Source organism: Rhodococcus sp. 05-340-2 (genome assembly GCF_002258915.1).
In the GTDB taxonomy this organism is placed as follows: Bacteria; Actinomycetota; Actinomycetes; order Mycobacteriales; family Mycobacteriaceae; genus Rhodococcoides.
On sequence record NZ_NOYU01000011.1, the window covers coordinates 1 to 12,665 of the forward strand.

General features: G+C 65.2%; 11 protein-coding genes. 4 read left to right on the forward strand and 7 right to left on the reverse strand.

Features of this window, described 5'->3' with window-relative positions; genetic code table 11:
• On the forward strand, positions 1-820 hold an 820-nt coding region (locus tag CH271_RS07565; protein ID WP_306437405.1), incomplete at its 5' end, for a hypothetical protein.
• A gap of 144 nt (positions 821-964) precedes the next feature.
• On the opposite strand, the gene CH271_RS07570 is transcribed toward CH271_RS07565, so the two are convergent.
• From CH271_RS07570 to CH271_RS07600, 7 genes are all read right to left on the reverse strand, one after another.
• Positions 965-1,741 (reverse strand): enoyl-CoA hydratase, encoded by a 777-nt coding sequence (locus CH271_RS07570; protein WP_094633229.1) that lies wholly within the window; start codon positions 1,739-1,741, stop codon positions 965-967.
• Complete coding sequence (gene mmsB / locus CH271_RS07575; RefSeq protein WP_094633230.1) at positions 1,738-2,646, reverse strand: 3-hydroxyisobutyrate dehydrogenase; 909 nt, start codon at positions 2,644-2,646, stop codon at positions 1,738-1,740. Before mmsB ends, CH271_RS07570 begins: the two co-directional genes overlap by 4 nt.
• Entirely contained in the window at positions 2,643-3,701 is a 1,059-nt protein-coding gene (locus tag CH271_RS07580; RefSeq protein WP_094633231.1) for an enoyl-CoA hydratase/isomerase family protein, read from the reverse strand. The genes mmsB and CH271_RS07580 overlap by 4 nt, the downstream gene beginning before the upstream one ends.
• On the reverse strand, positions 3,698-4,837 hold the full coding sequence (locus tag CH271_RS07585; protein ID WP_094633232.1) for an isobutyryl-CoA dehydrogenase: 1,140 nt from the start codon (positions 4,835-4,837) through the stop codon (positions 3,698-3,700). The genes CH271_RS07580 and CH271_RS07585 overlap by 4 nt, the downstream gene beginning before the upstream one ends.
• Before the next feature lie 7 nt (positions 4,838-4,844).
• On the reverse strand, positions 4,845-6,353 hold the full coding sequence (locus tag CH271_RS07590; protein ID WP_094633233.1) for a CoA-acylating methylmalonate-semialdehyde dehydrogenase: 1,509 nt from the start codon (positions 6,351-6,353) through the stop codon (positions 4,845-4,847).
• Positions 6,354-6,429: 76 nt separating this feature from the next.
• Positions 6,430-7,182, reverse strand: coding sequence for an SWIM zinc finger family protein (locus tag CH271_RS07595; protein WP_037193406.1), 753 nt, complete (start codon positions 7,180-7,182; stop codon positions 6,430-6,432).
• Entirely contained in the window at positions 7,182-10,013 is a 2,832-nt protein-coding gene (locus CH271_RS07600) for a DEAD/DEAH box helicase (protein WP_094633234.1), read from the reverse strand. Before CH271_RS07600 ends, CH271_RS07595 begins: the two co-directional genes overlap by 1 nt.
• Before the next feature lie 81 nt (positions 10,014-10,094).
• Between CH271_RS07600 and CH271_RS07605 the strand changes: the two genes are divergently transcribed.
• The 3 genes from CH271_RS07605 to CH271_RS07615 all read left to right on the forward strand — a co-directional run bounded on the left by CH271_RS07605 (position 10,095) and on the right by CH271_RS07615 (position 12,665).
• Positions 10,095-11,000, forward strand: a complete 906-nt coding sequence (locus CH271_RS07605) for an NADP-dependent oxidoreductase (protein ID WP_094633259.1) — start codon at positions 10,095-10,097, stop codon at positions 10,998-11,000.
• 152 nt (positions 11,001-11,152) lie between these two features.
• The gene (locus CH271_RS07610; RefSeq protein ID WP_094633260.1) at positions 11,153-11,827 is read left to right on the forward strand and encodes an HNH endonuclease family protein; all 675 of its coding nucleotides are present in this window, start codon (positions 11,153-11,155) and stop codon (positions 11,825-11,827) included.
• Between the two features lie 10 nt (positions 11,828-11,837).
• Positions 11,838-12,665: a shikimate 5-dehydrogenase gene (locus CH271_RS07615; RefSeq protein ID WP_094633235.1), complete on the forward strand. Its 828-nt coding sequence runs from the start codon at positions 11,838-11,840 to the stop codon at positions 12,663-12,665.

The following is a 12,665-nucleotide window of genomic DNA, read 5'->3' on the forward strand; positions in this document are numbered from 1 at the left end:
GGTGTTGGGGGTCGGGGCGGGTGCGCACGGTGCACGCGCAATTCTGACGTATCTGGACAGCCCCCACCGCACACCCATCGTGTCGCGGACTGTTCGCCGCGCTCCCGGTCAGTCGCTGTCCACCACGATCGCCACCGGTGTAGACGCCATCCACTCGATCGCCGCGACGATGTCGCTCCCGGTACAGTTCTCCGCCATCGCCTATCGGGTTGCCACCGATCCCGGCACGGTCGCCACCCGAGGTACGGCCCGCACGGCCTCGCTCGTTCCGGAAACCGCTGCACAAGTGCGCTATCTGCGTTTCATCGGGCTGGTACCCAACCACGGCGTCACCGTGTTGTGCGATATCGGTAGCACCGGAACCACGGTGACCGTCATCGATCTCGCGTCCACGCGCACACTCATGACGCGGCGTACCGCGACGTTCTGCGGCGACGATCTCGATCACTCGGTGCGTAGGCTGCTCTCGTCCAACGGCGTTCGCGTCGGAATCGATGTCAGCCGGTCCATCAAGGAGCAACTGAGCATCGACTCCGTTGTCAGCACCACGAATTCATCCGGAACTGCGCGGCATGTGCTGACCCGCCGCGATTTCGACGATCTGATCGCCGGACCGGTGCGGTACGCGGGCATGCTGGTGGAGCAGACCATCCAATTGTCCGGTGCCAGACCGCAGTCCATCGTCGTGGTCGGCGGCGGCGCGAACATCACCTCGATTGCGCGGTCGCTCGAGCTGCGGACCGGCCTGACGACTCTGGTGCCGTCGGTGCCGGAGCTGGTCTCGGCCCGCGGTGCCGCCCTCCTGTCCCCCGACAGGTAGGGCGGACCCGGGAGTGGAGCCTGCGGAACGACCGGTTGGGGTAGGAGTGGAGCCTGCGGAACGACCGGTTGGGGTAGGAGTGGAGCCTGCGGAACGACCGGTTGGGGGTAGGAGTGGAGCCTGCGGAACGACCCAGAAGAGCAGCTAGCGGTGCTGGAAGTTCGGCGTCCGCTTCTCGATGAAGGCCGACATTCCTTCCTTCTGGTCCTCGGTGGCGAACGTGGAGTGAAACACGCGGCGCTCGAACAGAACACCCTCGCGAAGGCTCGACTCGAACGATCGGTTGACTGCTTCCTTCGCCATCATGACGACCGGTAGCGACATCTCGGCGATGGTGGTGGCGGTCGCGATGGCGTCGTCGAGGAGGTCCGCGACCGGCACGATGCGCGAGACCAATCCTGCCCGCTCGGCTTCCTCGACCTTCATGTTGCGACCGGTCAAACACATCTCCATGGCCTTGGCCTTGCCCACCGCGCGGGTCAGACGCTGCGACCCGCCGATTCCCGGAATGACGCCCAGTTTGATCTCGGGTTGTCCGAACACCGCGGTGTCCGAGGCGATCAGAACGTCGCACAGCATCGCGAGTTCACACCCGCCGCCGAGTGCATAGCCGGAGACCGCTGCGATCAGAGGTGTTCGAGCCGCTGCCAGTCGATCCCAGGCCGCGAAGAAATCGTCGAGGTACACGTCCATGTAGGACTTGGGCTGCATCTCCTTGATGTCGGCCCCAGCAGCGAAGGCCCGCTCGGAACCGGTGATCAGGATCGCACCGATGTCGGAGTCCGCGTCGAGTTCTTCGACCACCGAGACGACCTCGCGCATCAGTTGAGAATTGAGCGCGTTCAATGCCTTGGGCCGGTTGAGCGTGATGATGCCGACGCGTCCCCGACGTTCGAGCAGAATTGTCTCGTAGTCACTCACAGGCCTGCTCCGTTCGAGCGCTCGCGGATGTCGTTGATGATGCCGGAGAAGTCGACATCGGTGCCGCCCCCGGACGTTTCCTTGAATCGAGCGTACAACTCTGCTGCCCGTAGGCCGAGGACACCCTCGACACCGTTGTCGCGCAGTGCATTGGCAGCCAAGCCCAGGTCCTTGTCCATGAGCGCTGCCGCGAAGCCCGGCTTGTACTCGTTGTTGGCGGGGCTCGTCGGGACCGGTCCGGGTACCGGGCAATTGGTCGTCAGTGCCCAGCACTGACCGGACGCAGTCGACGCCACATCGAACAACGCCTGGTTGCTCAGACCGAGCTTCTCCCCCAACACGAACGCCTCGCTGATGGCGATCATCGACACCCCGAGGATCATGTTGTTGCAGATCTTGGCGGCCTGGCCGTTGCCCGCTGCACCGCAGTGCACCACCTTGCGCCCCATGACGTCGAGAACTGCTGCCGCAGAGGCAAAATCCTCTTCGGAACCGCCGACCATGAAGGTCAATGTTCCCGCGGCCGCTCCCCCGACACCACCGGAGACCGGCGCGTCCAGACTGCGGTGGCCTGCCTCGTGCACCAGCTTGTGCGCGGCATGCGCGTCGGCCACGTCGATGGTCGAGGAGTCGATGAACAACGTGCCCGGTGCGGCGGCAGGCAGTAGGTCCGCGTACAACCCGAGTACCAGTCTGCCGTTGGGCAGCATCGTGATGACGATGTCGGCATCGGCAACGGCGGCCACAGCCGACTCCACCACGGTGACGCCGTCCTTCGTGGCCTGCTCGAGCGCGGCAGGCACCAGATCGAAGCCCTGCACGGTGTAGCCGGCCGCAGCCAGATTGGCGGCCATCGGTCCGCCCATGTGGCCGAGGCCGATGAAGCCGATCGTCTTCTCGCTCATGACTGCTCACCTTCTGTGTGTGCTTTCGACAGGCCCAGTTCCGCGTCCCCGAGAGGCGCGAAGTACCGGTCGACATCCTCGGGCGTGACGTCTGCCAACGTACGCGGTTGCCATTGCGGGTTGCGGTCCTTCTCGACCACCTGTGCTCGGATTCCTTCGACGAGATCGTGGCTGGACAACGACGCGACCGACACGCGGTACTCCTCGTCGAGCACTGCCTCGAGCGTCGGAAGCATCGCTGCCCGACGCAGCGACCTCAGTGTCACGGCCAGCGACACAGGCGATTTGGACGCGATGTCCTCTGCGGACTTCTGTGCCTCCGGCACCGTGCTGGCGGCCAGAGCGTCGACGATGCCCTGGACGTCGTCGCCGGCGTAGCACTCGTCGATCCATCCCTGCTGTCCGGCAACGGTGGACTCCGGTGCCGGCTCACTGAATGTCGCGACGGCCTCGCCGACACTGACGCTCTCGAGTGCCGAGTAGAAGTCGTCCAGCTTGTCGGACGGGATGTAGTGATCGGCGAAGCCGACCGCGATGGCGTCGGCGGCATTCATTCGCGCCGTGGTGAGCGCGAAGTGGGTGCCGATCTCGCCCGGTGCACGCGAAAGTAGGTACGTGCCGCCCACATCCGGAACGAAACCGATTCCGACCTCGGGCATCGCAATCTTCGATCGCTCGGTGACGATGCGAGTGTTGGCATGTGCCGAGAGCCCGACGCCTCCGCCCATGACAATGCCGTCCATGATGGCAACGAACGGCTTGGGGAACCGAGCGATCGCGGCGTTGAGGATGTACTCCTCGCGCCAGAAGTCCTTGCTACCGTTGCCGCCGTCTTTCGCGTCGTGGTAGATCGAGACGATGTCGCCACCGGCACACAGTCCGCGCTCACCGGCCCCGGTCAGCAGCACGACGTCGACAGCGTCGTCGGTTGCCCACTGCGCCAACGCCGGTGCGATCTCGCGAACCATCGCATGATCGAGCGCATTGATGGCTTTGGGGCGGTTCAGGGTGATCCGACCGATACCACCTGAGACCTCGAGGATCACGTCGCTCATGCGGCACCCACGATCGATCGAGCCACGACCACCCGCATGATCTCGTTGGTGCCTTCGAGAATCTGGTGCACCCGAAGGTCGCGAACGATCTTCTCGACACCGTATTCACTGAGGTACCCGTACCCGCCCAGCAGTTGCAGCGCTCCGTTGGCGACCTCGAATCCGGTATCGGTTCCGAAACGCTTTGCCATAGCGCACATTTCGACCTTGTCGGGAGCGTCGTTCTGCAACGCGTCCGCGGCCCGCCACAGCAGTGTGCGGGCGGCCTCGAGTTCGGTCTTGAAATCGGCCAGTCGGAACTGAAGCGCCTGCGCATCGAGCAACCGTGCCCCGAACGCCTTGCGTTCGGCGAGGTAGGCAACGGCCTTGTCGAGAGCGGACTGCGCTCCGCCGACCGAACACGCGGCGATGTTGATGCGTCCGCCGTTGAGTCCGTTCATCGCGATACGGAACCCGTCGCCCTCGCTGCCGAGCATGTTCTCGGCGGGAATGCGGACTCCTTCGAGAACGACCTGACGAGTGGGCTGAGCGTTCCACCCCATCTTCTTCTCGTTGGCCCCGAAGGAGAGTCCCGCGGAGTCCTTCGGCACGATGAACGCCGAGATGCCACGCGGACCCGACGCGCCGGTGCGCGCCATCACCACGTAGACCTCGGATGTGCCTGCGCCGGAAATGAATTGCTTGACGCCGTTCAACACGTATTCGTCGCCGTCGCGCACTGCCTTGGTGCCGAGCATCGCGGCATCGGATCCCGCGCCGGGCTCGGTGAGGCAGTAGCTCCCCAGCTGATCCATCGCGCACAGGCCCGGGAGCCAACGCTGCCGTTGCTCGTCGTTTCCGTACGTGTCGATCATCCAGGCGACCATGTTGTGGATGGAGATGTATGCCGCGATGGACGGGTCACCGGTGGCCAGTTGCTCGAAGATCCGCACCGAGTCGACTCTGGTCAGACCCGATCCACCCACATCCTCGCGAATGTAGATGCCGCCCATTCCCAGTCCCGCTGCCTTGCGCAGCACGTCGACCGGGAAGTGTTTCTGCTGGTCCCATTCGATGGCATTCGGTGCCAGGAACTCGTCGGCGAATTCGCGAGCGGTGTCGTTGATCGCGCGCTCGTCCTCGTTCAAGGTGAACATCGCCGGATCAGTCCATGTTCGGAATGACGAAGTGATTCTGTGCTGCCGCCTCTTTGGTGCCCGACGGCCAGCGCTGCGTGACGGTCTTGGTCTTGGTGTAGAAGCGGATCGAATCGGGTCCGTGCTGGTTCAGATCGCCGAATCCCGAACGCTTCCAACCACCGAACGTGTGGTACGCGATCGGGACCGGAATCGGCACATTGACGCCGACCATGCCCACCTGGACGCGGGAGCAGAAGTCGCGGGCGGTATCACCGTCACGGGTGAAGATGGAGACGCCGTTGCCGTACTCGTGTTCGGTGGGCAGGCGCAGCGCGTCCTCGTAGTCCTTCGCGCGCACGACGATCAGGACCGGTCCGAAGATCTCTTCCTTGTAGATGCGCATGTCGGTGGTCACCTTGTCGAACAGCGTTGCGCCGGCGAAGAATCCACCCTCGTGGCCTTCGAGGCTGAATCCGCGTCCGTCGACGACGAGTTCGGCCCCCTCGTCCACACCGATCTGGGTGTAATCGTTGACTCGCTTCAAAGCATCGCTGCCCACGAGCGGTCCGAAGTCCGCGTCCTCGTCGTCGCTGCGGCCGATCTTCAGCTTCGCCACTCGCTCGGTCAGTTTGGCAACGAGGGCGTCGGCGGTCTCCTCACCGACCGGTACCGCGACGGAGATGGCCATGCAGCGCTCGCCTGCCGAACCGTAGGCGGCACCGAGAAGCGCGTCGGCAACCTCGTCGAGATCGGCGTCGGGCATCACCAGGGCATGGTTCTTGGCTCCACCGAAGCACTGCGCGCGCTTGCCGTGCTGCGCTGCGGTCTCGTAGATGTACTGCGCGATGGGAGTCGAGCCCACGAAGCCGATCGCCTTGACGCGGTCGTCGGTGAGGAGCACGTCGACAGCATCCTTGCCGCCATTGACGACGTTGAACACACCCGGCGGCAGTCCCGCTTCGAGGAAGAGCTCGGCGAGCTTGAGCGGGACGGACGGGTCGCGCTCGGAGGGCTTGAGGATGAACGCGTTTCCGCAGGCGATGGCCGGGCCGGCCTTCCACAGGGGAATCATCGCGGGGAAGTTGAACGGGGTGATTCCTGCTACGACGCCGAGCGGCTGACGCATCGAGTAGACGTCGATTCCACCGCCTGCGCCTTCGGTGTACTCACCTTTGAGCAGATGCGGGACGCCGACGGCGAACTCCACGACCTCGACGCCACGCTGGATGTCGCCCTTGGCGTCGGCGATCGTCTTGCCGTGCTCGGACGAGAGCAAGCGGGCCAGTTCCTCGGTGTCGCGGGTGACGAGCGCCAGGAACTTCATCAGGACGCGGGCCCGACGCTGAGGGTTCCACTTGGCCCATTCACGTTGGGCCTGTTCGGCATCGGCGATGACGGTCTCGACCTCGGATACGTCGGCCAGCGGCACACGGGCCTGAACCTCGCCGGTGTTGGGGTCGAAGACGTCCCCGAAGTTTCCGGAGGTGCCTGCGACGTGCTTGCCGCCGATGAAGTGCGTGAGTTCGCGAGCCATGGGAGTGTCCGTCCTCGAGCGTGGAAGTGAAGTACGCCCATCCTATAGTCGGATGTCCATGTAAGTCCAGGACTGGTCACATTCGGTCGTAGAACTGCCTCAGATCGGCGCCGGCGCGACTGACCTCGGCCTCGGTCGAGCCGTCGGCGCGGAAGATTCGGCGCAGGATCAACGGATCGAGATCGTCCACCGCGGGGGCGAACGACACCTGCGGAAGTTCGGGGAAAGACGCGCGATCGGCGAACCAGTCATCGGGGTCGAACTCGTCGTCCCCGTCACCGACACCTTCGATCAGTTGATCGAGATCGACTCCACGCAACGTCAGGATGGTCGCGGCGGACGCGTCGATGTGCTCGGCGGCGATGTACATCAGAGCCGCCGCGTGTTTGCAGGGCCACCCGTCGTCGGGGCATGTGCAGTCGAAATCGAGCTGCCCCTTGTCGTGCGGCAGCAACACCGACGCCAGTGCCTGCGGAATGGCATTGGAGGCCAGCTCGGCCAGCATGCCGGGGTTCGATCGCACCCTGCCGACCAGCGCGGCTACTTCACCCTGCGTGAGCGGGTCGACGGTGACCGAGGCCGAGAACGGCTCGAGCTGACTGCCCTGCACCTCGCCGTATATCTGCCCGCGCTCGACACCGAGCGTGAGCACCTGCCCTTGGCGCGCATACGTTCTGCCCCGAGCAATCCGACCCGGATCCGCGAGGTCTTCCATGGCCGCCACGAAATGCCTGCCCCACCACGTCTGCCCGAACGCGCCGCGCTTGTTTCTGGACTCGATGCCGCCCTTGGCTTTTCGCCGCTTGCCGTACTGCGAGAAGTCGACCATCACTCCCCCACCGCATCCTCGCTGAGGCGGAACAGTTCCTGCAGCTCCGCGGTGTCCATCTCGGTCACCCAGTTCTCGCCGGTGCCCACCGCCAGATTCGCCAGGTCCTGCTTGGAGACGAGCATCGAGTCGATCCGTTCCTCCACGGTGCCGACGCACAGCAGTTTGCGCACCTCGACGTTCTTGCGCTGCCCGATGCGAAAGGCCCGGTCCGTCGCCTGATTCTCCACCGCCGGATTCCACCATCGATCCAGATGAACGACATGATTGGCGGCCGTGAGATTCAACCCGGTGCCGCCGGCCTTGAGCGAGAGCATCATGATCGGCGGACCGTCGTCGGTCTGGAACTTCTCCACCATCTCGTCGCGCTTGGTCTTGCTCACGCCGCCGTGCAGGAACGGCACCTCGGTGCCGAATCGTTCGGCGAAGTAGGGTGCCACGAGCTCACCGAACTCCCGGAACTGCGTGAACAACAACGCTTTCTCGTTGTCACCCAGAATCGAGTCGAGCATGTCCTCCACCAGACCGATCTTGCCGGAACGATGCTGCCCCCTCTTGAGCACCGGCGAGCCGTCGGACAGGAAATGAGCGGGGTGATTGCACACCTGTTTGAGACGAGTGAGCGCGGACAGCACCGCACCCTTGCGCTTCATACCCTTCGCGTCGGCGATCTGCGCCATCATCTCGTCGACGACGGCCTTGTACAGCCCAGCCTGCTCGGCCGTCAGGTTGGCGCGCACGGTCATCTCGTTCTTCTCGGGCAGATCCGAGATGACCGTCGGATCGGTCTTGACGCGACGCAGAATGAACGGCGAGGTGATGGCGCGCAGACGCGAGACTGCGCTCTCGTCGTTCTCTCGCTCGATCGGAACCGAGAATCGCTTTCGAAAGTCCGACGGCCTACCGAGCATTCCCGGATTGGCGAAGTCGAGAATGGACCTCAGCTCGTCGAGACGATTCTCGACCGGCGTTCCGGTGAGCGCCAGCTTGTGATCCGCGGGGATCGCTAGCGCCGCCTTGGCCTGCACGGTCCCCGAGTTCTTGATGTGTTGCGCCTCGTCGAGGACCACACGACGCCACGTCTGCTCCGCCAGCTGCGCGCGATCCTTGGCCATCAGCGCGTACGTGGTGACGATCAGATCGTGCTCGGCGATCGCCCGGTCGAGCTCGTCGCCCTTCGACCGGGCCGGCCCGTGATGCACCAGAACTCGCAGTGCCGGAGTGAATTTCGCCGCCTCACGCTGCCAGTTGCCGACCACCGACATCGGTGCCACCAGCAGCGTCGGCGTCGAACTCTTCTCGTGCGCCAGCAGTGTCAGCACCTGCAGCGTTTTGCCCAGCCCCATGTCGTCGGCGAGTACCGCCCCGAGACCGAGCCGACTCATGAACGCGAGCCAATCGAGCCCACGCTGCTGATACGGCCGCAGAGTCGCGTTCACACCGGCCGGTACGGGGATCGTCTCCGGCACCGCACCGGGCTCGAGCAACGTGGCCGCCCATCCCGAGGCACGAATGTCCTGGACCGGAGCCGGCGGTGGATCGGCCAGAGTCATCTCGCGCATCAGCGTGCTCAGCGCAGTCCCGTCACCGTGATGCTCGGCGACGTACTTGGCAGCCCGCGCGAGCTGACCGCCGTCGGCCAACACCCACTGACCGCGGAGCCGTACGAGATCGCCCTTCGAGACGGCGAGCCTGTTCATCTCCGCCTCGGTGAGCACCATGTCGCCGAGTTGGAGCTGCCAGTCGTAGGACACCAATTCGTCCATGCCGACCGCCCGATCGGCTGCCGCTTTCGTCACCGCCGGTGACTCGACGCGCAGCCTCATCGACGGATCCAGCCTCGTCCAGGCCCGAGGCAGCAGAACCGTCGTCCCGGTGGCCTGCAGTGCCGTCGCACCGTGTTCGACGAGGTCGATGACCACCGACGTCGGAAGCAGCAGATCGAGGGTGCCTTCCTGAGACGGCAGATCGCGCAGTCTCGGGTACGCCGCCACGGCGTCACCGAGCTTGCGCACGGCGATGGAGAGCAGAGTGGCATCGACCTTGCGGCTCATCGGAACCGGTCGCGGTGCTTCGCCATCGGCTCGCAGACACACCTGCAGCGTCCAGTAGGACTCCACTGCGTCCTCGGAGGAACTGTCGACGGCGTCATCGTCATCGGGTTCGAGCAGGCGGAGCACAAGGGACGGCTCGTCGACGGTGAGGCTTCGACGCCAGTTCTCGAGCAACGTCGACATCTGTTGGGTGCCATCGGCATACGGGTCGTCGCGAATCAGAGCCGACAACAGCGGATGCTCCGAGTCGGGTCTGCCCAGAACCGATCTGACGATCGGATCGGTGAGCTCCTCCACCATGTCGTCGAGGATCTTCTTGGGTCGCTCACCCGCACGCTGCACCGACGGCATCGCGACGGCGAGTTCGCTGAGCCAGGCACGTTGACGTTCGCCCCCGACCAGACGCCACCGCGGCCACCACTGCCCGTCCATCAACTTCAGGGCCGGAACGACGCGACCGCCGCGGACCCAGCGTTCGATTCCGCGGGCGACGTGCGCCAGATAGCGGAGGTCACCGGAGATCGACGGGTGGTCGGATGGCGTCCGCAACAGCAAGTCGGCACCGTCGTGCGGGGCGAGTGCGATGGCCGGAACCTGTACCGGGGCCTGCGCGGTGGAGGTGCGTCCGGATGACGGAAACGACACCGCGGCACGGTGCCGGAACGTTCTGGTGAGCACGTGCGCGTGGGTCGGCGGCAGATCGGGTTCGTCGCCGGTGGTGATCTCGTCGTCCCACAACATCAGCCCGGCACCGGGAGACCAGAGACCGTGCAGCATCGGTCCATCCAATCAGCAAGCACCGACACACTTCAGGTGAGGCGCTCCCGAGCGGGTCGCTGGGTGAGGCACAGTATGTACATGATCGCGTACGGCTTCAGTGAATACGGCGGACCCGACACCGAATACCTTCTCGACCTCCCTGTCCCCGAGCCGGGACCGGGGCAGGTTCTCGTCGCGGTCCACGCCGCCGGGGTCAATCCCGCGGATTGGAAGGTGCGGGCGGGCAACCGCAAGGACACCGTGCAGATCACCTTGCCCGCGGTTCTGGGTCGGGAGGTATCGGGCACGATCGTGTCGGTCAGCGGCGATGTGGCCGACTTCGCGGTGAGCGACCACGTGTTCGGAGCCACCGCGTCGGGATACGGAGGCTATGCGCAGTACACCGTGCTCAACGCGTCGAGCAGTGCCCACAAGCCGGAAGCCGTCTCGTGGGCAGCCGCGGCCACGCTGCCGGTGGCTGCCGGAACCGCGTACGACGCGCTGCGCCGACTCGCCGTCGGCGCGGGTGATTCCATCCTGGTGCTGGGCGCGGGTGGCGGTGTGGGTTCGACCGTTCTGCAACTCGCGCGAGCCGACGGTATCGACGTTCTCGCGGTCGCGAGCGCTGGCAAGCGGGAGTGGATCGAGAGCCTCGACGCAGAATTTCTCGCCTCCGGCCCCGATTTCGTCGACTCGATGTCACGACCGGTGAACGGCATCATCGATCTCGTCGGAGGCGACAGCTTGCGCGCCGCCGCGACCGCAGTGACCGCGGGGGTGCCGATCGTCAGCGTCGCAGACCCGGTGCTCGCAGCGCAGTGGGGCGGTTCCGGAGTCGATCGCGACCGCACCACCGCGGCATTTGCGCGGCTGGCGGACCTGACCGCGTCGGGCGTCATTCGTCCGCGAATCGACCATGTGTTCCCGCTCGAACGTGCGGGTGAGGCTCTCGCCCTCGTCGAGGACGGGCACGTGCTCGGCAAGGTCGTCGTCGAGGTTCGCTGATGCCGGACTCGTGTCGGCGGAGAACTGTCGGGACCTTCCGGCACACTGCTGTCGCGAGGACCGATGACCGATGACCGAACAACAAGATCGACGATGGGGCGTGCGTGAGAAAGCTGTGGGTGGCGGTACTGCTGGTGATCGCCGCGGCCGTGATGGCTGTGTTCGGCTCGTGCGACCGGCCCGTCGTCCCCGGCTTCTCCCCCGCCGAACCGGCTCCCGGTAGCCCCACTCGCACTCAGATCGAGCAGTTGCTCGCCCAGGTTCGTGTGGTCGCCGGCCGGCCCGATGCCCTCGGCTACGAGCGCGGGTGCAAGAGCGGCGAAGGGTGTGTGTTCGGCCCGGCATGGACGGACGACTACGACGGGCCAGGCGGCCACGACGGTTGCGGTACCCGCGACAACGTCCTGGCGCTGTCGATGACCGGGGTCGAGTTCCGGGCGGGCACCCGCGACTGCGTCGTGCTGTCGGGTTCGCTCGCAGACCCGTACTCCGGTGAGCCGATGCAGTTCACCAAGTCCGACGCCGGAAAGATTCAGATCGATCACGTCTACCCGCTGTCCGCTGCGTGGGATATGGGCGCGAACATGTGGTCGCCCGAGAAACGCGTTCGGTTCGCCAACGACGTGGCGTTCAATCTGCTCGCGGTCAACGGAGCAGACAATCAGAGCAAGAGCGACAAGACACCCTCGCAATGGTTGCCGCCGAACGCGGCCTACCACTGCTTCTACGCGGGCAAGTACCTCTCGGTCGCTGCGCAGTACGAGTTGCCGATCACCCAGGACGATCGGAGTGTTCTCGCTTCGGTCGCCTCGACGTGCGCGGCGTAACGTCTCAGCGATGGCAACAGCACACCCGCGCAGCTTCCTCGACCGTGAGACACAGCTCTGTATGTCCCTGTCCGGCCGACCGAGCAATATCGGAACTCGCTTCCACAACTATCTCTACGACGAATTGAACCTGAATTTCGTCTACAAGGCGTTCACCACCACCGACCTCGCCGCCGCGGTGGGGGGTGTTCGCGCGCTGGGCATCCGAGGCTGCGCCGTGTCGATGCCGTTCAAGGAAGATGTGATCGAACTGGTCGACGTGATGCACGAGTCGGCGAGCGCGATCGAATCCGTCAACACGATCGTCAACGAGAACGGCGTCCTGCACGCGTACAACACCGACTACCAGGCCGTCGCGAACCTACTCGCCGCGAGCGGCTTCTCGACCGACTACTCGGTGGCCGTCACCGGCAGCGGCGGTATGGCCAAGGCTGTCGTTGCCGCACTGCGGGATTCGGGTTTCACCCGGGGCACCGTCGTCGCCCGCAACACGAACACCGGCCCGGTGCTCGCCGAGACCTACGGCTACGACTGGTCTGCCGAAGCTGTGGGCGCAGACCTGCTGGTGAACGTGACTCCGGTGGGTATGGCCGGCGGACCGGACGCTGATTCGGCACCGTTCACCGTCGAGCAGATCGACGCAGCGAAGGCCGTGTTCGACGTCGTCGCCATGCCGTCGGAGACGCCGCTGATCGTTGCTGCCCGAGCGGCGAACAAGCCCGTGATCACCGGCGCTCAGGTTATCGCCCTGCAGGCGGCAGAACAGTTCGTCCTCTACACCGGAGTGCGGCCGTCGGACGACCAGATCGCGCGCGCATCGGAGTTCTCGCGCAGCTGA

What these genes read in the sequence shown, in the direction of transcription:
- mmsB (WP_094633230.1), bottom strand. Translation starts at nt 2,646, where the DNA reads ATGAGCGAGAAGACGATCGGCTTCATCGGCCTCGGCCACATGGGCGGA.
- CH271_RS07580 (WP_094633231.1), bottom strand. Translation starts at nt 3,701, where the DNA reads ATGAGCGACGTGATCCTCGAGGTCTCAGGTGGTATCGGTCGGATCACC.
- CH271_RS07585 (WP_094633232.1), bottom strand. Translation starts at nt 4,837, where the DNA reads ATGTTCACCTTGAACGAGGACGAGCGCGCGATCAACGACACCGCTCGC.
- CH271_RS07590 (WP_094633233.1), bottom strand. Translation starts at nt 6,353, where the DNA reads ATGGCTCGCGAACTCACGCACTTCATCGGCGGCAAGCACGTCGCAGGC.
- CH271_RS07595 (WP_037193406.1), bottom strand. Translation starts at nt 7,182, where the DNA reads ATGGTCGACTTCTCGCAGTACGGCAAGCGGCGAAAAGCCAAGGGCGGC.
- CH271_RS07600 (WP_094633234.1), bottom strand. Translation starts at nt 10,013, where the DNA reads ATGCTGCACGGTCTCTGGTCTCCCGGTGCCGGGCTGATGTTGTGGGAC.
- CH271_RS07605 (WP_094633259.1), top strand. Translation starts at nt 10,095, where the DNA reads ATGATCGCGTACGGCTTCAGTGAATACGGCGGACCCGACACCGAATAC.
- CH271_RS07610 (WP_094633260.1), top strand. Translation starts at nt 11,153, where the DNA reads ATGGCTGTGTTCGGCTCGTGCGACCGGCCCGTCGTCCCCGGCTTCTCC.
- CH271_RS07615 (WP_094633235.1), top strand. Translation starts at nt 11,838, where the DNA reads ATGGCAACAGCACACCCGCGCAGCTTCCTCGACCGTGAGACACAGCTC.